The following is a 24,661-nucleotide window of genomic DNA, read 5'->3' as shown; positions in this document are numbered from 1 at the left end:
GTCGTCGTCCGTTGAACCGGCCCGACCCAAAATGCGCGGGCGACGAGGCGGCTCTCTCTCGGGCCGGTTCAACGGACGACGACGTGTCGACTTGCTCAAGCCCAGGATTGTCGGGGACTCGATCCGCCGTCGTCAGATGCGCGGCAGGCTGGAACGGATTCATCTGCTTATCGAGCCGGCCCATCTCCGCTCTCCATGCAGCCATCTATCAACTCCGCCAGTTCCGCCGACGCGGCGGAATGAGAGTACCCGAGGATCCGATCAATCGGAACGGAAAAGGGTCCAATCCGTCGCGTGAGCCGCTCTAACGGTAGCTTGCAAGAGATACGGCGCCAACCAGATGCCAGGGTTTACCCCGCGGATGCTCCGACCGCGCGGATGGTAGCCGGTGAAATGCAGCACTTTGATCGTGCGACGAACGCCCACTTTCAGTCGGATAAGCCCGGTCGTGCGACCAGCAAGTCATTGATTGTTCTCAACCCAAGGCTGACTCTTAATCAGCGGGTCCCAGGTTCGAGCCCTGGTGCGCCCACCAAGCAAATCAATGACTTGGCGAGAAAAACCGTTTGAGCAGCTGTTGTTCAAACGGGCTTTTGAGCAGCGATCAACCGGAACTTGGCGATGCGATGGGCTCACCCGAGTCATCACTAAGAGTTCGGGTTCTTGAGTTGCTGCCATTGCCCGGCGCGATTTCTGCTGCCAGCCGGCATCAGTGGGCAGCAGCTCGGTCGCTCCGATGATGGATTGGAGCGAGATGTCAAGTTTTTGAATAGGTTAGGAGGCGGCGTGTGCACCACGTGTGCACCGGGAGATTATGCAGAATCTCACGGAGGATATCTGAGCATGCTCTCTGAGCTGCCGCGGAGCTTCTTCGGACGTTGATGCGGACGCATCTGCTCAAAATGCCTGTGCGCCGAAGATAGCGACCGCTGGCGAGTACCGTCACTGCCAGAGGCAGTAAGCGTCAGTGCCTTCATGAGCGTCGGCGCAATTCAGGGTCCCCCGCGAGAGCGCTTCTTCCGAGTTCGGCGAGGTTAGGATCTGCCCTCCGAAGGTTCGCCGGGACGACGTAGTGGCTAACCATTGGCGCCGATCTTCAATCGTTCGCGGACCCGCTGGAAAGTCACAAATAGCATCGGCACCAGGAAGATTCCGATCGAGCTCGCCGCGAGCATGCCTGCAAACACGGCTGTACCGACAGCCCTGCGGCTGAGCTCCGCAGCGCCGGTCGCGATCACGAGCGGCACGAGACCAAGAATGAAGGCAACGGAGGTCATCATGACCGCGCGGAAGCGCATGTGGGCGCCTCGGACCGCAGCGTCTTCGAGCGCCACGCCAGCTTCGCGTTGCTCCTTGGCGAATTCGACGATCAGAATCCCGTTCTTGGCGGCGAGCGCAATCAACACCACAAGCCCGATTTGGCCGTAAAGGTCGAGATTGAGGCCGGCGAGCTTCATGCCGACATAGGAGCCCAGCACGCCGACGACGACGGACAGAAGTACCGGAATAGGGATCACTGTGCTCTCATAGAGCGCCACCAAGAATAAGTAGGCAAACAGCACCGCAAGCATCAGCACGATGCCGGTCTGGCCAGCAGCCTGTTGCTCGTGATAGGCGGTGCCGGTCCACGCAAAACTGTAGCCGGCAGGCAGTACGGCGCTGGAGACATCGGCCATTGCGGCCATCGCGGTGCCCGAGGAGACTCCGCGCGCCGGGCTGCCGTTCACCGTCACCGAGCGGTAATTGTTGTAGCGGGTGATCACCTGGGGCCCGGTCACGATCCTGACCCCAGCCAGTGATCTGATCGGCACCATCTGCCCGGTACTATTGCGCAGATAGATGCGCCATATGTCCGAGATATCGCTGCGATCGAACGCTTCGCCCTGGACGTTGACCTGCCAGGTGCGGCCAAACCGATTGAAGTTGTTGACGTAGATGCCGCCGAGCGTCGCCTGCAGGGCGGTGAAGATGTCGCTGATCCCCACGCCGAGCGCCTGCGCCTTGCCACGGTCGATGTCGAGATGGATCGACGGATTGGTCGCAGTGAAAGTTGAAAAGACGCGCGCCAGACGGGAATCGGCGTTGGCGGCGCCGATCAGCGCGTTTGTGACGCTCGAGATCTCGGCCGGGCTCTGTCCTTCCAGGGCCTGGAGCTGGTATTCGAACCCGCCGCCGGTGGAGAGACCGATGATCGGTGGCAGGTTGAACGGCAGCACATTGGCCTGTCGGATCTGCGCGCCGGCGGCGAAGGCCTGCCCGATCAGTGCTTGCGCAGACTCCGTTGCTGCCCTGCGGTCGGCAAATGGCTTCAGGCGCGTCACGACCAGGGCGCTGTTCGATTGGGAGGCACCGTCGAGCAGGGAAAAACCGACGATGGCGAGAACGTGGTCGACAGCCGGCATCTGCTTCAAGATGTCTTCGAGCTCTCGGGTGACCTCGTTGGTTCGCGCCACCGACGCGCCGTCCGGCAATTGCACCGAAGTGAAGAAGGCGCCCTGATCTTCCTCGGGCAGGAAACCCATCGGCGTGATCAGCGACATGCCGAAGATGCCGGCGGCAAGGAGCACGACGAGCAGCACGGAGAGGCTGGCCATGCGCACGAGGCGGCGGACGCCGCTGCTGTAACGGTCACGCATCCAGTCGATGGAGACGAGGACGCGGCCCATGATGCCGCGTCTGGGACCTGTGTGGCGCAGAAGCAGCGCGCACAGCGCGGGCGACAGTGTCAGCGCGTTCAACGCCGAAATCATCATCGCGGCGCTGATCGTCACCGCGAACTGGCGAAACAGAGTTCCGGAAACGCCCGGAATGAATGCAATGGGTACGAAGACCGACAGCAGCACCAGGGTGATCGCAACGATCGGCGCGGTGATCTCAGTCATGGCCTTCTTGCTGGCCTCGGTCGGAGAAAGGTCAGGCTCCTCCTGCATGACCCGCTCGACGTTCTCGACGACGACAATGGCATCGTCCACGACGATGCCGATCGCGAGCACCATCGCCAGCAGGGACACCGTATTGGCGGAATAACCCAGGAGCAGCAGGACGGCGAATGTGCCGATCAGGCTCACCGGAACGGCAATCGCCGGAATCACTGTGGCCCGGAGATTGCCGAGGAAGAGGTACACCACGATCACCACCAGCACGAAGGCCTCGCCCAGCGTCTTCAAGACCTCCGCGATGGTGTCGCGCACGAAGCTCGTGGAATCGTATTGCACGAGGTAGCTCAGCCCGGCGGGGAAGTGCTGCGACAGCCGCTGCATGGTCGCCGCCACGGCTTGTGCGGTGGTCACCGCATTGGCGCCCGGCGCCAGATAGATCGCGACCGGAACGGCCGCGCGTCCGTCGATCCGCGCTTCGCTGTCGAGATTTTGCGCGCCCATCTCAACCCGGGCAACGTCCTTCACCAACAGGGACGAGCCGTCCGGGTTGGCGCGCAGCACGATGTTGGCGAACTGATCGACGGTGGCGAGCCTGCCCTGGGTCTGCACATTGAACTGGAATTGCTGGTCCTCGCCGATCGGGCGCGCGCCGATGCGGCCGACCGGCGCCTGGACGCTTTGCGTGCGAATTGCGGCAATGACGTCAGACGGCGTGAGATTGAGGCTGGTGAGCCGCTGCGTGTCGAACCAGATCCGCATCGAGTAGTTCATCTTGGCGAACAGATTGGCCTGGCCGACGCCCGGAGTGCTGGCGATCGCATCGAGCACGTTGATGATTGCGTAGTTCGTGATGAAAAGCGGATCATGCAAGCCATTGGCGCTGTAGAGCACGAGGAATTGCAGGATCGACGAGGACCGCTTGCGGACCGTCACCCCCTGTTGCTGCACTTCGGTCGGCAATTGCGACAGCGCGCTCTGCACGCGGTTGTTGACATTGACGGTGTTGATGTCGGGGTTGGTGCCGAGGGCGAACGAAACTGTCAGTGTGTAGCTGCCGTCGCTGGCGCTGGTCGATTTCATGTAGACCGCGCGGTCGACGCCGATGATCTGTGCCTCCAGGGGCTGGGCAACGCTGCTCTCGACCACTTCGGCGGATGCACCGGGGAAGGTACCTGAGACCGTGACTTGTGGCGGCACGATGTCCGGAAATTGCGCCACCGGGATCTGCATCAGCGCGAGTGCGCCGGCGATGGTGATGATGAAGGCGATCACCATCGCAAGCCGGGGACGATCGATGAAGACCGCGGACATCATGGCTTGTCGTCCGCCCGGCCGGCTTTGCCAGAGGTGCCGGGAGCTGCCTGCGGAGCCGCACCATCCGAAGCCTTCATGCTCGACAGAATCATCGGGCTTGCCGGCCCCGGCGAAACGACCTGGCCGGGGCGAACCCGCTGCAGTCCTTCGACGATCACCCTGTCGCCGGCCGCGAGCCCGGCGATGACGGCCGCGATGGTCGGCGTCGATTGCCCGAGCTGGATGCGGCGTTGCTCGGCCTTGTTGTCGGCGCCGACAGCGAGAACATAATCGCCCTGCTGATCGGAGAGCACGGCGGAGCGCGGGATCGCCAGCACCTCGATCGGCTGGACCCCCTCCAGCACGACCGTCACGAACTCGCCGTCGGTCAGCTCGTGAACGGTGACCCCGGGCGCCGAGGACGCCCGCAGGATGGGATTACCGATCTCGCCGCGCACGGTGATCGTGTCGGTGTTCTGGGCAATGGTGTTGTCGACGAAATTCAGTTTGCCGGACCGGCCGTACATGCGGCCGTCGGGCAGTCGCAGCCTGATGACGACGGCCTCCAGGCCGCCTTGCGGCCCGTATCGCTCCCGTAGTTCCAGTGCTTGGCGCAGCGGTACGGGGAAGGTGACGTACATCGGGTCCTGGCTAACGATGGTGGTCAGCACGCCCGAGCTTGGGCCGACGACGTTGCCTTCCGTCAATGCCGTGCGTCCGATCTTGCCGGCAATCGGGGCACTGATTTTTGTGTAGTTGAGGTTGATCCGGGAGGCCTGGACCTGGGCTTGTGCCGCCTGGACCTGGGCTTCGAGGCTGAGCTGGTTCGCGATGGCGGCGTCGTAGGTGGACTGTTGCCCGGCAGGGCCTCCGAGCAAGGTCCGCGCACGTTCCGTCGTCTGTTTGGCATTCTCGAGTGTCGCCTGAAGCTGCGCCACCTGCGCCAGTTTCGACGCCAGATCCGCTTCGAACGGACCACGCTCGAGCCGGTAGAGCTCATCGCCTTTGCTGATCTCGGCGCCTTCCTCGAACAGGCGCCGTTCCAGAAATGCGGTGACGCGCGCAACGACATCGACCCGATTGATCGCCTCGATCCGCCCGAGAAACTCACTCCTCTCGATGATCGGTCGCCTTGTCGCTTCCACAACGCCGACCGCGGGTGGGCCCGACGTGGCGGGTTGGCTCCGGGCCAGCCCGCCGATGAGGATCGTCAGGAGAATTGCCGTCAGCAACCTGATCGAGACGCCAGCAAGGTTCATGGTCCGCTCCTTGCAACCGGGATTAGGACCGGGCCGGCGCTTCACCGGTGTCTTCGTTACTCCTGCGGTGTTCGATCGCTGCGCACGGGCTCGTCGTAACCCTTGCGGCGGCTGTAGAACATCAGTGCGATCAGGCCGCAGCCGGACACCAGCATCAGGATGGCAGCCCCCGTCAGGATGACGTTGCGATAAAAAGGCATTGATGGCGTTTCCTGCCATACCGCCACGGTATACCAAGTTGCCACAACGAGAAGCGCTGCGAGAATGGCTCCAAGAAGCCACATATTGGCGTGGCGCACGATCTCCTCCATCTTCTGTTGGGGCTGCATGGCTTTTACAACCCTTCGGCTGCCTTTGGATCGCGCTAGGTAGGCCTAGCGCCACTGCCATCCGCAGCGACGACGTCCGCGATGCCACCAGCAAACCCAGCGGCGGCTGCGCGGCCGCCGGCGGCGCCAGCTAGGATGAGGCGGCGGTCCCCATTGGGCTTGCGTCAATAGATCCGACGGCCCTCCAGTCTGGCCGATGTCGGGTGCGATCGGCATCGCATCCGCGACCGCAATGAAGCGGACGCCGATGGCGCCTATCGCCACGGCAGCTACGGTATTTTGAGCAAGACCAAGAAAAGCGCGGCGGGTGGGAGGATCCATCATCTTCTTCTCCTTATGTTATGCAGTCCGCCGCGCGGACTGAAACGCATAGAGGAGCCAGGCGAGGCCGTGCGAGATCAGGTCAACGCCAAGCAGGAATCCGAGGAGCCACGGACTGATGGTGGGGAAGCTGAACAGGGTCAACGCACCCGCGACCAACCCGAATGCGCCGGAGATCAACATCATCCATCCGCTCTGGCCCCAATGGGCAAAGCTCAGCATGCATCGAATGACACCTGAGGCAATCAGGACCGCGCCAAGAAAATAAGTGAGGATCAGTGCGCCGGAGGCGGGTTGGGTCAACAGCACGAGCCCGAAGGCCGCGTAGAGAGCGCCGAGCAGGATCTGCCACAGGAAGCCGCCCCATCCTTTGGTCCAGAAGGCGTGGGCGATCTCGAACGCGCCGGCCGCGATTGCCGTGAGTCCGATCAACTTCACGCTGATGATGGTTGCGAACGCCACATCGCTGAGAGCTGCGATACCGGCGGCGATCATGACGAGGCCAAGGAGAGCGCAGACCCACAGGGGTGGAGGGCCCAGAGCTGCGATGCCGGACCGGCTGTCATAGACTGTCATGCCACGCTCCTGATCTATTAGATCGCTACCCCTACGCCACGGTAGCTTCTGAACCGGAGCGTCGACATCCGACGAAACCCTGAGCGAGCGTGCGGAATGTTCGTATGGGGGTCATGGAGGGATTCCCCCGAACGACCTACGGCCGGCCGCGCGAACCCAATGTCAGGTTGGTCACGCCCGCCGCGAGGTTTATTCCGATGGACCTCTCGATCGACAGTGGCTGCAACATCACGCTGCGGCGCGAGCCGCCAATCAGGACGTTGGCTCCAAGGCCCGGGCCGACTGCGATACTGCCGCTTGCGCCCACATAGTTTCCTCGCAGCGTACCGGAACCGATCCGGGAATTCTTCGCGAAGACGGCCCAGGAGAGAGTACCCGCCGACGTTACTCCCAGGTCGAGCCCAACGCGCCTTATGCGGCCCTCATAGATGTATTGTCGCGGGGGTCTGCGTGCGTAGAAGAAAGTACAACGCAGCGATTGCGTCGATCCGAGGATCAAGCCCACGCGGGGGGAACTGAGGCACAACAGTCGGCCGACCCGGAACATGTCCGCGCGGGCGGGCGAGGCGGCGGTGCAGAGCAACGCGCACGCGGCAACGGAGAGGAACCGCTTCATTGGCATTCAAGCCTCCATCTGGTTGTTCATGGACGCGGACGTCGGCCGACGGTCTTGGCGGAGCCAGAACGTGATGCCGAGGCCGATCAGCAGCACCGCACCCAGCAGGAAGAAGAAGACAGACTGCTTTAGCCAGGATATCGCCGGGACGGTCACGCCCATCGCCAGGCCAAGGAATGAGATTTGTAGCGACAGAAGGCTGACGCCCGCGAGGAACGTGCCGAGCGCGAGCAAGGTCAGCAGAACCAAGCCCGTTGCTGGCGTCGGAAGCAGTTGCTGGACGCCTGACATCAACATGACGTTCATCGCGACCAGGACGGCAATCCAGTGCAGAGCCTGGGTCCAGATCAATCGGAGCTGGGCATCCTTGCCCTGCGTCACAGGCCACTTCGTGACGACGCAGACCACGCCGATGGCAAGCGCCAGGAATTCCCAGTAACCGACGAGAGGCTGGTGGGAGACGTTGGTGTAGGCGACGCCTGCGACGGCGAGCACCAACGCCACCACATAGGGGAGTTGCTCCCACAGGAAATGGGCCATCCAGGATTGCGGCGAGGGGGTCTCCGTGCCCTCGTTGCGTGGTACATCGGTGTCGCTCATGGCCATCCACTCACGCTTTCTTGCTGCTGAACGTCGGCCTGGGCTCGTCGCCGAGATAGTCCTCGACGTAGAACCGAATGATTGCGACGCGGCCGATCGCGACCAGGGGCATGGCCATCGCGATGCCCAGGATCCCGAACAGCGCGCCAAGCATGACAATCGCGACCAGTGTCCAGGCGGGGGGGATCTCGACCGCTTGACGGTGGATCAATGGGCCGATCACATAGCCCTCGATCGACTGGATGATTGTGTAGATGAGAACGGCCCAAATCAGCAGCGAGCCGCCGAGTGGCATTGCGACCAGCGCGATCGGAAGTGCCGCCACGATCGGTCCGAGGTATGGAATGAAGTTCGACAAGCCCGCCTGCAGCCCGAGCACAAGTGGTCCGGGTAGCCCGATCAGATAGAGTGCGACCCAGACGCACAGCGTCATGAGAACGACACGGATGAACTGCCCGATCAACCACAACCGCATCACGCTGCCCATCTCGTCCATGACCGCTCTTGTTCGCGGGCGGTAGGGTCGCTTCACCAACATGACCAGGCTTTCGCGATGGCTGATCGGATCGAAGGCGAAGAGAATTCCGAGAAACAGGATGACTAACGCGCCGGTCAGAAGACTCGAAGCTCCGCCGAGCACGAATTGAGCGTGGCTAAGAAAGCGCCCCTGATCGGAGAACAGCCATTGCGCAAAATCGCGGCCCCATTCCGGGCCGAGCAGGTCGACGCCGTATGACAAGAGATGCTCCTGCAGGACGTCGATCTGGCTGTCCATGACCTTCGAGAGGAGGCGCGTCTGCTCCGGTAGCTTGCCCGCGCCCCATACCACTCCAAATCCCGACAGGGCGGAGAACAGCAGCAGGACGATCGTCAGCCGCCAGACGCGAGCGAACGGAAGGACCGGGGCCAGCGCCCTTGCGCAGGCATCCAGAAATGCGCCGAACAACACGCCTGCAAAGATGAGCAGGAGACTGGACACTGTCTGCCACGCCAGAAACAGGAGGACGCAGGCAGCGAGCAGGCTGAGCGCAGTCGCGAGAATGCCGCGCCCGGCTTGCTCCGGCAGGCCGCTGGAATCGTCGCGCGGAACGAGTTCGCGAAGCCGCTCTGGCCCTGTCCTGGAATCGCTCATGGATCGGTCCAATTGCGAGGGTGGATGATCGTTCGCGGCACCTAGGTGCGGATTCGACGGCTGCCGAAATGCGGATGCTTTCCGCCGCGATGACGCCAGTAGCGGTGCTTGGTCGGGTTTGTGTTGGTGTTAGGCGCTACTCCTTCGCCGATACGCCGGTGTCCCTCGGCGCTATCGCCTTGTCGGTGGACTGAGCCAGCAACAGGGTTGGAGATACGGAAACCGTCATCAACCCGCTTAGGAGCAGAGCGCCCCAGATGGTTCGAATGCTCATTCTCGCCTCCATGCTGCCTGGGAAAAAATCAAATCGAAATGGCTCCGGTGGACAGTGCGTACACGCCGGCACATGCTGCGATCGTGATCGCGGCAAAGAGGATTGCCTCGAACGGCCTAAACGCAGCCTCCTTGCGCTCGCGCTTGGCAATAAGGAACAGCAGCGTGCCGGGTGCATAGAGGATCGAGGACAGCAAGAGAAACTTTGGCCCGCCTGCGTAGATCATGCCGGCCGCATAGAGCGTCGCAACAGCAGAGCGGATCCAATCACCAACACGCGCGCGCTCGCCAGTGCGGTAGGTCTCGCCGGTCCAGGCGAGCTTGAGACCGTAGGCCGCAACAAATAAATATGGGATCAGCGTCATTGCGCTCGTCATCTTCAAGGCGAGCGTGAATGCGTATTCCGCAAACCAGGTGACCAGAAGGAAGGTTTGGATGACGCAGTTGGTGAGCCAGAGCGCTCCAGAAGGCACCTTGTGCGCGTTCACCGTTGCGAGAAAGGAGGGCATTGTACGATGGACCGCGGCGGAATGCAGCACCTCAGCGGCCAATAGTGACCAGGACAGGTAGTTGCCGAGGACCGAGATCAGGAGTGCCACGCTGATGAACATGCCGCCCCAGCGGCCGACGATCGCTTCCATGACGCCGGCCATGGATGGCGTCGGCAGATCCGCCAGCTCCGGTCGTAGCAGCACGCCATAGGATAGCAGCGTCACAAGAACGAGCAGGCTAAGCACCGTCAGAAAGCCGGCAACGGTTGCGAACCCAACATCGTTTCGGCTCAGGGCATAGCGGGAGTAGACACTGGCGCCTTCAATCCCGACGAAGACGAATACGGTCAGCAGCATCGTGCCGCGAACCTGAGTGAGCACATCTGAATGCTCCGGCTGCTCCGTTCCCGCGAAGTTCATGGAGAAAAGCCTGCCATCAAAGGCGATGGCGGCGGCGGCGATGAAAAGCAGGATCGGAATGATCTTCGCGTAGGTCGCGATCGTATTGAGCGTGGCGGCGTTCTTGATGCCGCGCAGCAGCAGAACGTGCACGCCCCACAGCAGGACGGACGCCGAAGCGATCGCTACCGCCGTCGTGCCGTCACCGAAGACAGGAAAGAACTGTCCGAGTGTTGCCTTGATCAAGACGAGACAGGCAACATCTGCAAGGCAGCATCCGATCCAGTACCCCACGGCCGAAGCGAAGCCGATATACTCGCCGAACCCAGCCCTGGCGTAGGCATAGATGCCGGCGTCGAGGTCCGGCTTGCGGTGTGACAAGGTCTGGAACACGAAGGCCAGCATCAGCATGCCGGTGCCGGCGATCGTCCAGGCGATCATCGCGCCGAGTGCACCCGTGGTCCGCCCGAATGATGCAGGGAGTGCGAAAATGCCGGAGCCGACCATCGACCCCACCACGAGCGCGATCAGCAGATTGCGCGAGAGTTTTTGGTCGACCTCGTTCGGCAACGAAGCCATGGCAAGGTGGCCTTCCAATCCGCGATCGGCGGGCACTGATGCCGCTCGATCCCGGCGAAGACCTTAGAGGCGGCTTTCCCGCTCGCACATCAGGGATTCTCTGTAGGAAGCAAGGGCAGGAAATGGCCAGTCGGTTCTGCGCCGCCTGCATGCCGTTGCGGTGGGGCAGCCGCGCCTTCGCCGGGTCTCGATGATGGCCCGGGAGCGGCTGCCAAAAGCACGACGCCGGCACGGCAGAATTCACCGGCCTTCGCGAGCTCGGCCGCAATGCGTCGGGCGTGCAGAACTGCCGCATCCTGATCGGAATATTCGCAACCGATCCCATCGGGGGTGAGACCGTATTTATCGACGATGTGAAAATAATAGCGCATGTCAGCCGATTAGGCCGCGCCGCGATCATCTCCTAGTGACAAACGCGTAAGGCGCCTCCTGCAAAAGGAGGACAGTGAGCAGCGGTTCCAGGTTGCCACTTTGTAATGCGCAGGATCGTCGCTGCGGCAGAAATTGCGGCGGCAACAGGGTGGTTTCCCCGACGGCGTTCGGGTGATTGTCCGATGCCATCCCCTGCGCCCGAGAGATAGCGTGGCTCCGTCAACAAGCTCTGAGAGGAGACGAGCAATGTCAAATTATGATCAGAACCTGGTGGCCTCGAGTGCGGGCGGTGGTGACACAGTCGCGGTGGACACCGGGTTGCGTGACTACATGCTGCGCATCTACAACTACATGACCGCAGGCGTCGGCCTGACCGCCGTCGTCGCGTGGCTGACCTATCAGCTGACTGGTCCGGCCTTGCTTCAGAGCCCGTTGATGTGGGTCTTCATCCTGGCGCCGCTTGCGCTGGTCTTCTTCATCGGCTCGCGTATCAATACGCTGTCGGTGGCGACCGCACGGCTTCTGTTCTTCATCTATGCCGCACTGGTTGGCGTGTCGCTTTCCACGCTGTTCCACATCTACACCAGTGCGTCGATCACACGCGTCTTCTTTATCGCAGCCGCGACGTTCGGGGCACTCAGCGTATTCGGCTACACCACACGGCGCGACCTGTCCAGTCTGGGCACCTTCTTGTTCATGGGCCTGATCGGCGTCATCATTGCCAGCCTGGTCAACCTCTTCCTGCAGTCTTCCGGACTGGACTGGCTGATCTCGGTCGTGGGCGTCGGCGTCTTTGCTGGGCTCACGGCCTACGACACGCAGCGGATCAAGGCGATGTACGACGGCAAGGATGATGAAACGTCGGCCGGCCGCAAGTCCGTGATTTCGGCGCTGTCGCTCTACCTCAACTTCATCAACCTGTTCATGATGCTGCTGCGCCTCGCCGGTGGTCGGCGCTGAGCGGGGCTCAAGGCGGCCAGTCAGGCCGCCGGCCGTTCGGCTGCGCTCGCGAGCGCGTCGCGCAGGGCCTGTTCCTTGCTGTCATCCAGGGACGTCTTCAGCACGGTCCCCCCGGCGTCCTTGATCTCCTTCAGCACCTTGTCTGCCGTCATGTTCTTGATCAGGACGAACAAGGCGGCGTTGCCGGTGTGGAGCGACGCAGACAATTCCTTCATGAAGGCATCGTCAATGCCGAAATCGGCCAGGGCGCCGCCAAGCGCACCGGATGCGGCGCCGACCGCGACGCCGAGGATCGGATTGAGGAAGATCACGCCTATCAGAAGGCCCCAGAAACTCCCGGTCATCGCGCCCATCGCCGTTGTGTTGACGAGCTGGTTGAGCTTGATGCCACCGGCATCTGTTTTCACTGCGATCACCGCGTCGCTGATTGTGATTAGATATTCCTTCTGCAGCCTGAGCAGCCGTTGACGCACTTCTTCGGCCTTCGCCTCGGATGGATACACGATCGCTACTAGGTCGGACATGCAAGCCTCCTACTGGTCGAGTTCTGCGGGCCAGACCTGTAGCCCGGCGAGACACGCTTAAAGATTAGCTGTCGGTCCGCCGGCGCGGCATCGGATAAAACCCTAGGCGTGCAGGATGAATTTTCTTGATCATCACCTAGGGGAAATCGGATCTAGCTTTCGCTAGCTGACGCTGAGCTCCCGTGCCACGCGGTCACGAACCATGGGCGGTGAAGAATGTCTGACGTTAGATGTTCGCTTCCCGGCGAGGAGATTCCCTATCCCGGACTAGGTGATCACCCGATATTCCGAGCCGGGATCAAGGCGCATCGTGCGAGCGGTCGGGCAGTCGATCGTGGAACTGTCGCGCACCATCGTGTGGCGAGGTCCTCACATGACCGCGAACCCATCAATCCAAAAGCTCTCGCTGTTCGCCTTGACCGGGATGGTGGTCGGCTCAATGGTCGGCTCGGGCATCTTCTCCCTGCCGAGAACCTTCGGTATCGCCACCGGACCGTTCGGAGCCATCTTCGCCTGGTGCATCGCGGGCGGCGGCATGTACACCCTCGCGCGGGTGTTCCAGGCGCTGGCGGAACGAAAGCCCGAGCTCGATGCCGGCGTCTATGCCTATGCGAAGGAGGGGTTTGGCGACTATCCCGGTTTCCTGTCCGCATTCGGATACTGGGTAGGCAGCTGCATCGGCAACGTCTCCTATTGGGTGCTGATCAAGTCGACGCTGGGCGCTTTCTTCCCGGTCTTCGGGGACGGCAACACCGTGATCGCGATCGTCGTCGCCTCGATCGGAATATGGCTGTTCCATTTCATGATTCTGCGCGGTGTGCAGCAGGCGGCGGCGATTAACACCATCGTGACGATCGCGAAGATCGTGCCGATCCTCGTCTTCATCATCATCCTGATCGTCGGGTTCAAGGCGGAACTGTTTCAAGCGAATTTCTGGGGCGGAGAGGGCATGCCGGACAAGGGCTTGTTCGAGCAGATTCGCGCGACCATGCTGGTTACCGTATTTGTCTTTCTCGGCATCGAAGGCGCCAGCGTCTATTCACGCTACGCCAAGGAACGTGCGCATGTCGGCGCCGCGACCATTCTGGGGTTTACGATCGTGACGAGCCTGATGGTGCTCGTGACCATGTTACCCTACGCTGTGCTTCCCAGAGCCGAGATTGCCGGCATGCGTCAGCCGTCAATGGCGACGGTGCTGGAGGCGGTCGTCGGACATTGGGGCGCGATCTTCGTCAGTGTGGGGCTTCTGGTGTCGGTGCTGGGGGCCTATCTGGCCTGGTCGTTGATTTGCGCCGAGGTGCTCTCCGCCGCCGGCCGGACCAGGGACATGCCAGCCCTGTTCGGCACGGAAAATGCGAACAAGGTACCGGCCGCGGCGCTTTGGCTCACCAATGCGATCGTTCAGCTCTTCGTCATCAGCACCTATTGGTCTCAGGATGCATTCGCATTGATGCTCAATCTGACGAGCGTGATGTCGCTGATCCCGTTCTTCCTCGTCGCAGCCTTTGGGCTCTTGCTCGCCAGGGGAGGCGAGACCTATGGGAAAGGCAGCAGCGACAGAACGCGTGACATGATCTTCGCCGGCATTGCTGTCGTCTACACGCTGTTCCTGATCTATGCCGCCGGAATGAAGTTCCTGCTGCTGTCCTTGATCCTCTATGCGCCGGGCACGGCACTCTACTTTTGGGCGCGTCTGGAGCAGAAGGCGAGGATTTTTACGGCCGTCGAGTGGGTCATCTTCATCGCCGCCGCCGTCGGAGCTGCTGTCGGGATCCACGGATTGGCCACCGGCTACATCACCATCTAGGCAAGGCAACTCCGGGAGAATTCCCATGGCAAAGCAGGCGTCGGACAGCTCGGTTTCCTTCGGGGTCCATTCGGAGGTCGGTCAGCTCCGGAAAGTGATGGTCTGCTCACCCGGCCGCGCACATCAGCGCCTTACGCCGTCCAACTGCGACACCCTGCTATTTGACGATGTGCTGTGGGTCGAAAACGCCAAGCGCGATCACTTCGACTTCGTGCAGAAGATGCGCGACCGCGGGATCGAAGTCGTCGAGATGCACAATCTGCTGGCGGAGACGGTCGCGATTCCCGAGGCCAGAAAGTGGATTCTCGACAACCAGGTCGTTCCCGATCAGGTCGGCCTCGGCCTCGTCGACGAGCTGCGAGGCTACCTGGAAAGCCTCAAGCCGCGTGATCTAGCCGAAACGCTGATCGGGGGCGTTTCGACCCATGATTTCCCGGATGCCCATGGCGGCGAGATGCTCAAGCTCGTCCGCGAGGCCGCCGGCATGACCGAGTATCTGCTGCCGCCGCTTCCCAACACGCTGTATGCGCGGGACACGACCTGCTGGATCTACGGCGGGGTGACGCTGAACTCGCTCTATTGGCCGGCGCGGCACGAAGAGCCGATCCTTGCGGCAGCCATCTACATGTTCCATCCGGATTTCGCCAGCAAGGTCAATGTCTGGTGGGGCGATCCGACGCGGGACCACGGGCTTGCGACATTGGAAGGCGGCGACGTAATGCCGATCGGCAAGGGCAACGTGCTGATCGGGTTGAGCGAGCGCACCTCGCGGCAGGCGATCAGTCAGGTCGCCGCCGCCTTGTTCAAGAAGAAGGCGGCGGAGCGCGTGATCGTGGCTGCGATGCCGAAGCTCCGTGCGGCGATGCATCTCGATACCGTCTTCACGTTCGCCGACAGGGATTGCGTTCTGCTGTATCCCGATATCGTCAACAACATTGCGGCGTTCTCCTACCGGCCGGCCGACAATTCCGCCGGCCTCGAGCTGCGCAGGGATGAAAAGCCGTTCGTGGACGTCGTCGCCGAAGCCCTTGGCCTGAAGAAGCTGCGTGTGATCGAGACCGGGGGCAACGCCTATATGCGCGAGCGCACACAATGGGACAGCGGCGCCAATCTGGTTTGCGCCTCCCCAGGCGTGGTGTTCGCCTATGACCGCAATACCTACACCAACACCTTGCTGCGCAAGGAAGGGATCGAGGTGATCACCATCGTCGGGGCAGAACTCGGTCGGGGCCGGGGCGGCGGTCATTGCATGACATGTCCAATCATCAGGGATCCGGCGGACTACTAGACCATGCGGATCGACCGGGCTCGGTCGTGAAGCCGGCGATTATGGAGCGCCGCTTCCGCCCATCTTGTACGTGCGCGGTCGATCGCAAGCGCAGCGTTGCTCCATGCGTTTATTCCGTGGCGGCGAGGGAGAACCTTTCGGCAATTTCCGAAATGCCGATCGATCGATTCAATCACTGATTTTGAATCATATCACTAACACGCCACAATCGTCGCCCAATCTGAGGCGATTCCTGGTGCACGCAAAGCCATCGAGGAACACCATGCGCGGGTCGAGAACTCTTTTGGCGGTCCTGGGGCTGTAAGGAACCGGCACTGCTTGGGCCGCGGACGCTGGTCTCACCGAGCTGAAGGCAAGCAGCCCCGTACCGTATCACTCCGCTCCGTCCTGGAGTGTCGTTGGCTCCGTCACACCCAACTTCACGGACAATGCCTTGTTCAGCCGGGACAACCGCAGGTCGGATTTCTTCTACGAGCCCGACGTGAGCGTCAGGCTGGACGGCAACCTCACGGATGACCTGTCGTACCGGATCTATGCGCGCGCACAATATGACGCCTTTGCAAGAGAGAAGGACGGTAACGCCGCGGTGGCGCGGATGGGAGCGCGCCTGACGGAGAATTGGAACGGCTGGCGCTTCTCCGCCATCTACGAGCATCGATACGATTTCGACGGGGTCTACCGCGATCTCGCTTTCACGTCGGACGATTTGATGGGCTCGGTGGCGCGCGACTTCCGCGTGAACAATGTGACATTCTCACCGCTGTTGCTCCTGACCTACCGGTTCTCCGACCTCGCGGAAGCTCGCCGCTGGCGCTTCGATGCATTGCTCGGCATAGAGGTCAAACTCGATCCAAAATGGTCGATCGTGAGCACCCCGTTGTTCGAAGCCTTCTGGTTCACCGACGGGCTGAACCGGGGACGACAGGATCAAATCTACTCCGCGGATATCGGCCTGAAGTACAATTTCGCCAGTAACGTTTCGCTGACGACGACCGTGCTGTACGAAGCGCGAGAATCGAACGTCATGGTGCGGCGCTACAGGGATCTCAGGATCGGTCCCCGGCTCGACTTTGCCTTTTGAGAGGTCTGCAAGATGACGTTGAGGCGTGTTTCGGTGCTGATCGGAATCATTGTCAGTTTGACGGCAGCATCCGCCGCCGCGGACCCGCGCGACTCTGCAGACCGGAGCCAGCGTCTGGATACAAATGCACTGAGGGACGATGCCGGCACACAGCGGCTACGGGTGCCGTCTCATCCGCTGGTGATCGCGCCGCCGCAACAGGCAGCTCCAAACGCCAAGAAGGGAAAGAAGCAGAAGTCGAGCACGAGCGGCGCCATGAGCCGTTAGCACATCGCGTCCCCCGCATGGTGCGATCGCCTCGGTGCGATCGTGAAGGCTATTTGCTGCGCTTGAGTATCTGTTGCGCCATATTTGAATTGCAGCGGGATAATCCGGCAAAAACTGCGCATCCGATCCCTCCCGATGTCGTCTCACCGATGCAAGATTTTATTCCGTCAGCAACACTACCTGGTGGTGTAAGCAACCTGACGGTGTATACTCTGCCGACCCAAGGGCGTGCGTCTGCCGATCCGTTGATGGATACTCGCCGGCGGGGCAGGGAGGGGACTCTCGATCCTCCTTCAATGTATTGAGCTTCAATATGCTGAGCTTCAATGTCGGGCGTCACCGCTGATAGTGAGTGCGTACCGTGAAATCACATAGCTCGCCCGCCTGTGAGTCGAGTGGAACCAATGTCAGAGGGTGGTTGCGACTTGGCTCGCAAGAAAGACTCGGCTCGCAAGAAAGACCCGGCTCGGAAGAAACCTGCGATCGCCTTTACTGGGTCTTCTCACCCGATCTGCTTTTTGCAGCACGCCCTTCGTTTGGAGGGCACTTCGTGTATGAGGGGATCAATCCGGCGTTCGAGCTTCGTCTCGGCGTCACGTCGGAAGACATCCGCGAGATGGACGTTTCCAACTGCCTCGGCAGCGATGACGCCAGAGCCGTCAGCGAAGCTCTCCGCGCGTGTCTGGCAGAAGGAACGGAGGTCAGGATTGGCCATTCCCTTTCGTTTGGCGGCGAGCGACAGAACATGGAAACGACCGTTGTTCCGATCATGGATGCCGTGGCCGATGGTGCGGTCCGGTTGATCGGCAGCCACCGCATCCTAGACAAAGGACCTTTCCATAACGGTGCTGAACGCTCGCTTGCGCAGGCGAGCGTCAATTTGCTGTCCATTCAGGAAGAGATCCAGCAACGGATTGCATCTGATCTGCACGACTCGACGTGCCAGCATCTGATTGCCGCGAGCCTTGGCCTGATGCGAATCCGACAGACCATGGGCGATCAGGTCGGGGCCGCGCGTCTCTGCGATGAGATCGACGCGTCGATCGACGAGGCGCTCAGGGAAATCCGCGCCTTTGCCTACCTGCTGCACCCGCAAAATCTGACAGACGACGGGCTCAAGGACACGATCGAGCATTATGCCGATGGATTCGCGGCGCGTACGTCGTTGCGGGTCACGACCAGGATCGTGTCTGGTGTCGATCGACTGCCCTACGAGAAGCAGCGCTCATTGCTTCGGGTCGTTCAGGAAGCGCTCACGAACGTATTCCGCCATGCAAGGGCGACGGAAGTGAGCATCGTCATCCAGAGGGCCGGCGGCCATTTTCGACTGACCGTCAGTGACAACGGGCGCGGGCTTCAGGCCGGCCGCACGAACCAGGCGATATCGGCCGGCGTGGGAATTCCAGCCATGAGAGCAAGACTTGAGCAGATCGGAGGTTCGCTGGAGATCCGCTCCGATCCGGCAGCGCATCGTTCCGGCACCGTTCTGTGCGCAGTCTTTCCGCATGCATTGGTCGGGAACAGCAGAAACCGGCGAAAGGACGCCACTGTCGTGAGGGCCCCCGCAGGCACCCACTGAGGGAAGAAAAACACTAGTCACCGGTGGCGGGCGGAAACGAGCTCGTTTCGGCCCCGGCAGCCGAGTAGCGACAGGAGTGCTCGCCATGAAGCGCATTCTCATAGCAGACGATCACGAAGCGGTACGCTCGGGTTTGCGCGCGGTGCTCGAACAACGAGCGGATTGGGAAGTGGTCGCCGAGGCGAACGACGGCAGCAAGGCGCTGACAGCGGCGATCGAAAGCCGGCCTCACGTGGCAATCGTCGATTTTTCCATGCCGCGAATGACCGGACTGGAGGTCGCGCGGCGGATCAGGGAGTATCCGCTGCAGACCGAGGTTCTGATTTTCACGGTGCATGAATCCGGTCTACTCGCCCAGCAGGCATTTGAAGCCGGTGCGCGCGCTTTCCTGGCGAAGTCGGACGCAAACAGATTGCTGATGGCGGCCGTCGATTCTCTTCTGGCGCACAAGCGGTTCTGTACCGAAAAGTGCCGGAACGAGCTGAGCGGCGGATCTGGCAGCAAAGCAGACAAGCATCCGGGGCTCACGCCGCGCGAGCAACTCGTCGTTAAGCTGGTTGCAGAGGGCTACAGCAATAAGGGCATCAGCGCGATCCTCAACCTCAGCGTCAAGACCACTGAAGCTCATCGGGCCGCTGCGATGCGCAAGCTGGACGTGAGCTCGACCGCAGGGCTGGTCCGATACGCCGTCCGCGCGCAGCTGGTCGAGGTATGACAATGCCTTCCTGGGGCTGCTTGGCCCGCGGCCACGTCGGTACATTCGCCCCGGCCATCTCGGGGTTTTGCAGGATAATGCTTCAGCCCGCGATCGGTATGATCGCTCGACTGTTCTGATGCCGATGGTCTCCGCCGATTGCGGTCGGATAGGAGAACGATGCCGTGAAACGCATCTTGATTGCGGATGATCATGAAATTGTGCGTTCAGGGCTGCGCGCAATCGTCGATACGCGCTCTGACTGGATCGTTGTCGGTGAAGCAACGAATGGTGAGCAGGCCGTCGCATTGGCGCTGGAGACAAAGCCGGACGTGGTGATCGTCGACTATTCGATGCCCCTCATGAACGGGCTGGAGGTCAGTCGCCGATTGAAGTCACTTCGTTTGCGCAGCGAAGTGCTGATTCTGACGATGCATGAAAACGAAGAGCTGCTGACCGACGCCATTCTGGCGGGTGTCCGTGGCTTCTTGTTCAAATCGGATGCGAGGAAACACCTGCTGTCCGCCGTCGAAGCGCTGCTGGATCGCAGACCTTATTTCACCAGCGTGTTGCTGGAGAAATTGCTCCACGACTACCAGCTCAACAAGTCGAATAAGTCGGATATATTGCTCACCTCGCGCGAGCAGAGCGTAGTCCAACTGATAGCTGAGGGACATACCAACAGGTCCATAAGCGCCATTTTGCAGTTGAGCGTGAAGACCGTCGAGACCCATCGCGCTTCGGCGATGCGCAAGCTGGGGATGTCGTCGACCGCTGAACTCGTCCGTTACGCCATCCGCAAGAAACTGGTGGCGCCGTGAGGGGCACCGCGGGCCGAAGATGTTTCGCCAGATGCGTGATCCGAGGGACATCGACTGTCTCCAGTTTGGGCCGCATGCTGCCGCTGTGTCGGTATTTATCCCTTAGCGCCCTAGGCTAAATTTGGGAGTGTCTCGACTCCGCAATGCTGCCAGACTTGTCAGCACCCGCTGCAAGGAGGTTCGTATGAACAGGAGCGCACCTGTTGTTTTCGCAGCCGTTCTGTCGGCAGTTGCCGCTAGCGTCGCGCATGCTGATCGGCCGGGGGCTGACTGGATGCCAATCCAGCAGGTCATCGAGAAGGTTCTCAAGTCGGGCTTTACGCTGGTCAGCAAGATCGAAGCCGATGACGGTCGTTGGGAAGGCGAAGGAATCAAAGATGCTCAGAGGATGAAGTTTCACGCCGACCCCAAGACGGGCGAGATCATATCTGCAAGGCCTGATCGCTAGATCGTACGGCTCTTGAGGGAGAAAGCGCCGCGACGGCCTTCCGCGATGAGGGCGGATGCGGCGGCCGGGTTCTCGGTGGCGACAATCCCCGACATTGAGGTGACGATCAGAATCAGGCGTGGCCCAAAAAGCAACAGAGGGTTCTTCAGATGGACATCGGATGGCAGAAAACCATATTTTCAGGAGTAGTTGCACTCCTGTCGACTTTCCCTCAGTCAAGTGGTGCGCAGCAAAGGTCCGACATCACTCTTTTCGAGAATGTCCGTATCTTTGACGGCAAGAGCACGGCACTCTCGGCACCCTCCAATGTTCTGATCAGGGGTAATGTGATCGAAAGCATCTCGACCGTCCCGGTTTCAATCGATCGCCGTGCCGATGTCCTCGTTGTTGCAGGGGGTGGTCGCACTCTGATGCCAGGTTTGATTGATGCGCACTGGCACGCGATGCTGGTCGCGGTGAGTCCAGCAGAATCCATGGGTGACGTCGGTTACAATAATCTGGTTGCGGCCCGTGAAGCAACTGACACACTTATGCGTGGCTTCACCACGGTCCGCGATGTGGGCGGCCCGGTGTTCGGCCTCAAGAAAGCGATCGACGGCGGGGTCGTCGAGGGGCCGCGCATCTATCCGTCGGGCGCTATGATTACCGTCACAAGCGGGCATGGAGACTTTCGCGAGCTGACCGATCTGCCACGGACGATCGGCGGTATGCTGACCCGGATGGAGCAGGTCGGCGGAGCCATGGTTGCGGACAGTCCCGACGAAGTGCGCCTAAGAGTGCGCGAGCAACTGATGCAAGGTGCTTCTCAGATCAAGTTAACCGCTGGCGGCGGAGTTTCCTCCCCTTTCAGCCCTATCGACGTGTCAACATTCACAGAGGCAGAGCTGAGAGCTGCCGTTGAAGCGGCTGAGAACTGGGGGACCTATGTTGCCGCGCATGCGTTTACGCCGGCGGCTATCCAGCGGGCAATCAGCGCCGGTGTGACTTGTATCGAGCATGGGATGCGAATGGATGAACCAACGGCAAAGTTGATGGCCGAGAAGGGCATCTGGTTGAGCATGCAGCCGCTTCCCGAAGAGTTGAGATTGAACTTCCCGATCGGCTCTGCCCAGCGCGCCAAGGCAGAAGAGATCTGGCCTGGCATTGCTCGAACCTATGAGCTAGCGAAAAAGTACAAGATCAAGACGGCGTGGGGCACGGATGTCCTGTTTTCACGCACCTTGGCGCGGCGCCAAGGCGCCATTCTGGCCTCACTTGCGCGTTGGTTTAGCCCCGCCGAAGTGCTCATTATGGCAACTTCTACGAACGGTGAATTGCTGGCTCTATCCGGCAAACGCAATCCCTATCCGGGAAAGATTGGCGTTGTGGAGCACGGCGCTCTGGCCGATCTGCTTTTGGTCGAAGGAAATCCACTGGAGAATATCGATCTTGTCGGCGACCCGACGAAGTTCATCGTTATCATGAAGGACGGAACGATCTACAAGAATGCGTTGGCACAATAGCGCGCTTATTCTTGTATAGCGGGGCGCTTCGAGCTGCCGCGAAGCACGTGTCCGTGACACCGCCGATCGTGAATCTCGCGATGCAAGGCGCTAAACCAGTCGCACGAATTGAAGTTGCACGTCACGGGCGCCTTCAAGAATGGCTGACCAAGGAGGAGATCAAGGAGATCCTGCTCCAGGTCGCAGTCTATTGCGGCGTGCCCGCCGGCATCGATGCCTTCCGCAATGCGCGCGAGGCCTTCAACGAGGTCGACGCGGCCGGCTCCTGAGCGCCTTTCCCATGGCGACCCCGGATTACGAGCTCTTCGCCATCCGCCACGCCACGCGCGATGCCCAGCGCAGCGAGCACTTCATCGGCGGCGACCCGGCCGATGCCGATGGACTATTTCATGTGGCTGGCGCCGGGAGGCGGGCGCTGCTTCGTTATCGACACCGGCTTCAACGCGGAAATCGCCCGGCAGCGCAGGCGGACTTTCCGGCGCTGCCCGTGGAGACACTGTGCGCCTTCGATATCGACCCCGCCGACGTCAAGGACGTGATCCTCACCCATCTTCTACTACGACCATGCCGGGAATTTCGACCGCTTTCCGAACGCGCGGTTTCATCTCCAGGAGCGCGAACTCGCCTACGCCACCCGCCGCTACATGCAACACCCAGGGCTGTCGCATTCCTTGGAGGTCGATGATATCTGCGGCATCTTGCGGCTGAACTACGCGCGCCGGGTGCTGTTCTATGACGGCGATGCCGAGATCGCGCCCGGGCTGACGTTTTATGCGGCGGTGGACACTTCGCCGGGCTGCAATTCGTCCGCGTCAACACCCGCCGCGGCCCCGTCGTGCTCGCTTACGACGTCAATCATTTTTACGAGAACATCACCAGCGAACGGCCGTTCACGACGGCCTTTCATGTCGGCGACATGCTCGTGGGCTACGACAGGCTGCGCGCCGCGGCGCCCAGTGCGGACCACATCGTTCCACGTCACGATCTGCTCGTCATGATACTTTATCCGGAAGCCGAGTCCGGATCTGGCCGGATCGCGGTTCGCTTGGATGTGGCGCCGTCCCGGCCGGCTCATTCCTAGGACGGCGGGAGGACCACGCGCCGCCTGCTTGTCGAGCTTCTCTCCGAGGGTGATGCACAAACCTTTCGCTACTTGGCTCCAACTGGATATCGATTACTCTAGCTAGCCCAAGCTTACCCATGATGGATTGGAGCGAGAGTTTAAGTTTTTCAATTGGTTAGAAGGCCGCGTCTGCACAATGTGTGCACCGCGAGATCAAGAAAAATCCCATCACAGCCAATGTGAGCAGGCTTTATAGTGGATGCGGGCGGCATCGAGTATTTGCGCGTCGATGCGTTGGCTCGGCGACAGTTTTCCCAAAATGCCCGGGGGAATGATAAGCAGTACGGCGATGCTTGGAGCTATTTGCTAGCATGCAAAATGTGGAAGCGCGCTCCAATCGCCACTGCTTTCCATTGTCGGCGTACAAGGCAACGAGTATTTGACTACACCGCCAGATGACTCCGCTCCAGCGCACCGGCGTTCATGGCCATCGGATTCGGAACCTCTTCCTCGTCATGCTCGTGCAGCAGCTCGAGCAGGCGCTTGCGCATCAACATGCCGGGACGATCGGACGGCATGTGCTTCTCGATCTTGCGGCCCATATCGACGATCGCGTCCGGGTCGGTCGATTCCAGGATGTCCCGATCTTCTGCGATAATTGCGGCATCCCAATCGATCAGTTCCTGCGTCGAGCAGTCCGCCTCGGTGTCGTTGCGGAACAGCAGCTGCACCACCTGGATCTTGCCGTCGGCGATCGGCGTTGCGCAGTTAAAGATGATATGCCGGATGCCGGAGGGATATTCCATGTCGAGCCGGCGGCAGAACGGCATGAACCATTTGTTGCGCATGTGCCGCTTTGTATAGGGCTCTGTCGTGCCGGAGATCTTAGCCGCGATCGGCGGGTTTTTGACGGTGACGATGGTTTCTGCCTCGAAGCCGTAATCGGTCTCGACGATTTCGTATTTCTCCGGCCGCGGCTGATCGATATCGCCGAACGTGTTCTTATGCACGAAGGCGAAATGAGCGTTGTCGAACGAGTTCTCCATCAGCCGCAGCGCCGCCGTGTTCCAGGTGTCGTAGAACTGGAAGATGCGGCGATAGGCGGGATCGCTGTCCTCTGGAATGTCGGGAACGTCGCGCAGCGGCTCGTCCAGCGCAACCCAGACATAGCCGTAGCGCGTTTTCGTGTGGAACGCGCGCGCCTTGGCGTCGGGGATCGGTTGCTCGAACGGAAACTGCGGGATCATCACCAGCTTGCCGTCGCGGTCGTATTCCCAGCCGTGATAGCCGCAAACGATGTTGCCGTTGCGGCACCAGCCCTTGGAGAGTTTTGCAGTGCGATGGCAGCAGCGATCCTCCAGTGCCGCGGGTTCGCCCTTGGCGTCGAGAAACAGCACGATCGGCTCACCGAGCAGCGTGAACGGCTGCGGCCCGCGTTCGAGTTGTTCGATTGGCATAATCGCGTACCAGAAGCGGCGAAGCACCGGTTGTTTGGTGGCCAGCATGAG

At 61.0% G+C, this 24,661-nt stretch carries 23 protein-coding genes and 2 pseudogenes; 13 read left to right on the top strand and 12 right to left on the bottom strand.

Annotation, left to right across the window (positions count from 1 at the left end; all coding sequences use genetic code 11):
* The 10 genes and pseudogenes from P0R31_RS19350 to P0R31_RS19305 all read right to left on the bottom strand — a co-directional run.
* A pseudogene (locus P0R31_RS19350) lies at positions 1-184 on the bottom strand (hypothetical protein); the annotation flags it as partial.
* 892 nt (positions 185-1,076) lie between these two features.
* Complete coding sequence (locus P0R31_RS19345) at positions 1,077-4,193, bottom strand: efflux RND transporter permease subunit (RefSeq protein WP_275515557.1); 3,117 nt, start codon at positions 4,191-4,193, stop codon at positions 1,077-1,079.
* Positions 4,190-5,431 carry an efflux RND transporter periplasmic adaptor subunit gene (locus P0R31_RS19340; RefSeq protein ID WP_275515591.1) on the bottom strand — a complete coding sequence of 414 codons (1,242 nt, stop codon included), beginning with the start codon at positions 5,429-5,431 and terminating at the stop codon, positions 4,190-4,192. Before P0R31_RS19340 ends, P0R31_RS19345 begins: the two co-directional genes overlap by 4 nt.
* A gap of 56 nt (positions 5,432-5,487) precedes the next feature.
* Positions 5,488-5,760 (bottom strand): hypothetical protein, encoded by a 273-nt coding sequence (locus P0R31_RS19335; RefSeq protein WP_275515556.1) that lies wholly within the window; start codon positions 5,758-5,760, stop codon positions 5,488-5,490.
* A gap of 339 nt (positions 5,761-6,099) precedes the next feature.
* Entirely contained in the window at positions 6,100-6,576 is a 477-nt protein-coding gene (locus P0R31_RS19330; protein ID WP_430516843.1) for an HdeD family acid-resistance protein, read from the bottom strand.
* Positions 6,577-6,793: 217 nt separating this feature from the next.
* Positions 6,794-7,279, bottom strand: a complete 486-nt coding sequence (locus P0R31_RS19325) for a DUF992 domain-containing protein (protein WP_275515553.1) — start codon at positions 7,277-7,279, stop codon at positions 6,794-6,796.
* The gene (locus tag P0R31_RS19320; RefSeq protein WP_275515551.1) at positions 7,280-7,873 is read right to left on the bottom strand and encodes a hypothetical protein; all 594 of its coding nucleotides are present in this window, start codon (positions 7,871-7,873) and stop codon (positions 7,280-7,282) included.
* A 10-nt stretch (positions 7,874-7,883) separates the two neighbouring features.
* Positions 7,884-9,005, bottom strand: coding sequence for an AI-2E family transporter (locus tag P0R31_RS19315; RefSeq protein WP_275515549.1), 1,122 nt, complete (start codon positions 9,003-9,005; stop codon positions 7,884-7,886).
* Positions 9,006-9,307: 302 nt separating this feature from the next.
* A complete protein-coding gene (locus P0R31_RS19310) occupies positions 9,308-10,747 on the bottom strand; it encodes a basic amino acid/polyamine antiporter (RefSeq protein ID WP_275515589.1) in 1,440 nt (479 codons plus the stop codon).
* A gap of 89 nt (positions 10,748-10,836) precedes the next feature.
* On the bottom strand, positions 10,837-11,118 hold the full coding sequence (locus P0R31_RS19305) for a DUF6894 family protein (protein ID WP_275515547.1): 282 nt from the start codon (positions 11,116-11,118) through the stop codon (positions 10,837-10,839).
* A 247-nt stretch (positions 11,119-11,365) separates the two neighbouring features.
* Between P0R31_RS19305 and P0R31_RS19300 the strand changes: the two genes are divergently transcribed.
* Positions 11,366-12,079, top strand: a complete 714-nt coding sequence (locus P0R31_RS19300) for a Bax inhibitor-1/YccA family protein (RefSeq protein ID WP_275515544.1) — start codon at positions 11,366-11,368, stop codon at positions 12,077-12,079.
* 20 nt (positions 12,080-12,099) lie between these two features.
* Here P0R31_RS19300 and P0R31_RS19295 read toward each other — a convergent pair whose 3' ends face one another.
* Positions 12,100-12,603 carry a DUF1269 domain-containing protein gene (locus tag P0R31_RS19295; RefSeq protein WP_275515542.1) on the bottom strand — a complete coding sequence of 168 codons (504 nt, stop codon included), beginning with the start codon at positions 12,601-12,603 and terminating at the stop codon, positions 12,100-12,102.
* Between the two features lie 373 nt (positions 12,604-12,976).
* Between P0R31_RS19295 and P0R31_RS19290 the strand changes: the two genes are divergently transcribed.
* The 12 genes and pseudogenes from P0R31_RS19290 (at position 12,977) to P0R31_RS19235 (ending at position 23,171) form a co-directional block, all read left to right on the top strand.
* Positions 12,977-14,410 (top strand): basic amino acid/polyamine antiporter, encoded by a 1,434-nt coding sequence (locus P0R31_RS19290; RefSeq protein ID WP_275515540.1) that lies wholly within the window; start codon positions 12,977-12,979, stop codon positions 14,408-14,410.
* Positions 14,411-14,435: 25 nt separating this feature from the next.
* Positions 14,436-15,698 carry an arginine deiminase gene (gene arcA, locus P0R31_RS19285; RefSeq protein WP_275515538.1) on the top strand — a complete coding sequence of 421 codons (1,263 nt, stop codon included), beginning with the start codon at positions 14,436-14,438 and terminating at the stop codon, positions 15,696-15,698.
* Positions 15,699-16,131: 433 nt separating this feature from the next.
* Positions 16,132-16,779 carry an outer membrane beta-barrel protein gene (locus P0R31_RS19280; RefSeq protein WP_275515537.1) on the top strand — a complete coding sequence of 216 codons (648 nt, stop codon included), beginning with the start codon at positions 16,132-16,134 and terminating at the stop codon, positions 16,777-16,779.
* 33 nt (positions 16,780-16,812) lie between these two features.
* Positions 16,813-17,046, top strand: coding sequence for a hypothetical protein (locus tag P0R31_RS19275; protein ID WP_275515536.1), 234 nt, complete (start codon positions 16,813-16,815; stop codon positions 17,044-17,046).
* 550 nt (positions 17,047-17,596) lie between these two features.
* Positions 17,597-18,625: an ATP-binding protein gene (locus tag P0R31_RS19270; protein ID WP_275515534.1), complete on the top strand. Its 1,029-nt coding sequence runs from the start codon at positions 17,597-17,599 to the stop codon at positions 18,623-18,625.
* Between the two features lie 85 nt (positions 18,626-18,710).
* Entirely contained in the window at positions 18,711-19,340 is a 630-nt protein-coding gene (locus tag P0R31_RS19265) for a response regulator transcription factor (protein WP_275515533.1), read from the top strand.
* A gap of 164 nt (positions 19,341-19,504) precedes the next feature.
* Positions 19,505-20,140, top strand: a complete 636-nt coding sequence (locus P0R31_RS19260) for a response regulator transcription factor (protein ID WP_275515532.1) — start codon at positions 19,505-19,507, stop codon at positions 20,138-20,140.
* A 184-nt stretch (positions 20,141-20,324) separates the two neighbouring features.
* Positions 20,325-20,588, top strand: coding sequence for a PepSY domain-containing protein (locus P0R31_RS19255; protein WP_275515530.1), 264 nt, complete (start codon positions 20,325-20,327; stop codon positions 20,586-20,588).
* A gap of 149 nt (positions 20,589-20,737) precedes the next feature.
* Positions 20,738-22,090, top strand: coding sequence for a metal-dependent hydrolase family protein (locus P0R31_RS19250; RefSeq protein ID WP_275515529.1), 1,353 nt, complete (start codon positions 20,738-20,740; stop codon positions 22,088-22,090).
* A gap of 87 nt (positions 22,091-22,177) precedes the next feature.
* Positions 22,178-22,359: pseudogene (locus P0R31_RS19245) on the top strand (carboxymuconolactone decarboxylase family protein); the annotation flags it as partial.
* Positions 22,360-22,370: 11 nt separating this feature from the next.
* On the top strand, positions 22,371-22,775 hold the full coding sequence (locus P0R31_RS19240) for a hypothetical protein (protein ID WP_275515528.1): 405 nt from the start codon (positions 22,371-22,373) through the stop codon (positions 22,773-22,775).
* A gap of 150 nt (positions 22,776-22,925) precedes the next feature.
* Complete coding sequence (locus tag P0R31_RS19235; RefSeq protein WP_275515526.1) at positions 22,926-23,171, top strand: hypothetical protein; 246 nt, start codon at positions 22,926-22,928, stop codon at positions 23,169-23,171.
* Positions 23,172-23,596: 425 nt separating this feature from the next.
* Here P0R31_RS19235 and P0R31_RS19230 read toward each other — a convergent pair whose 3' ends face one another.
* Positions 23,597-24,658 (bottom strand): aromatic ring-hydroxylating dioxygenase subunit alpha, encoded by a 1,062-nt coding sequence (locus P0R31_RS19230; protein ID WP_275515524.1) that lies wholly within the window; start codon positions 24,656-24,658, stop codon positions 23,597-23,599.
* Positions 24,659-24,661 lie beyond the last annotated feature (3 nt).

This window comes from Bradyrhizobium yuanmingense (genome assembly GCF_029167105.1).
Lineage (GTDB): Bacteria > Pseudomonadota > Alphaproteobacteria > Rhizobiales > Xanthobacteraceae > Bradyrhizobium > Bradyrhizobium yuanmingense_A.
Note: the sequence above shows the minus strand (reverse complement) of the source record. Positions and strands in the feature narration are given on the sequence as shown.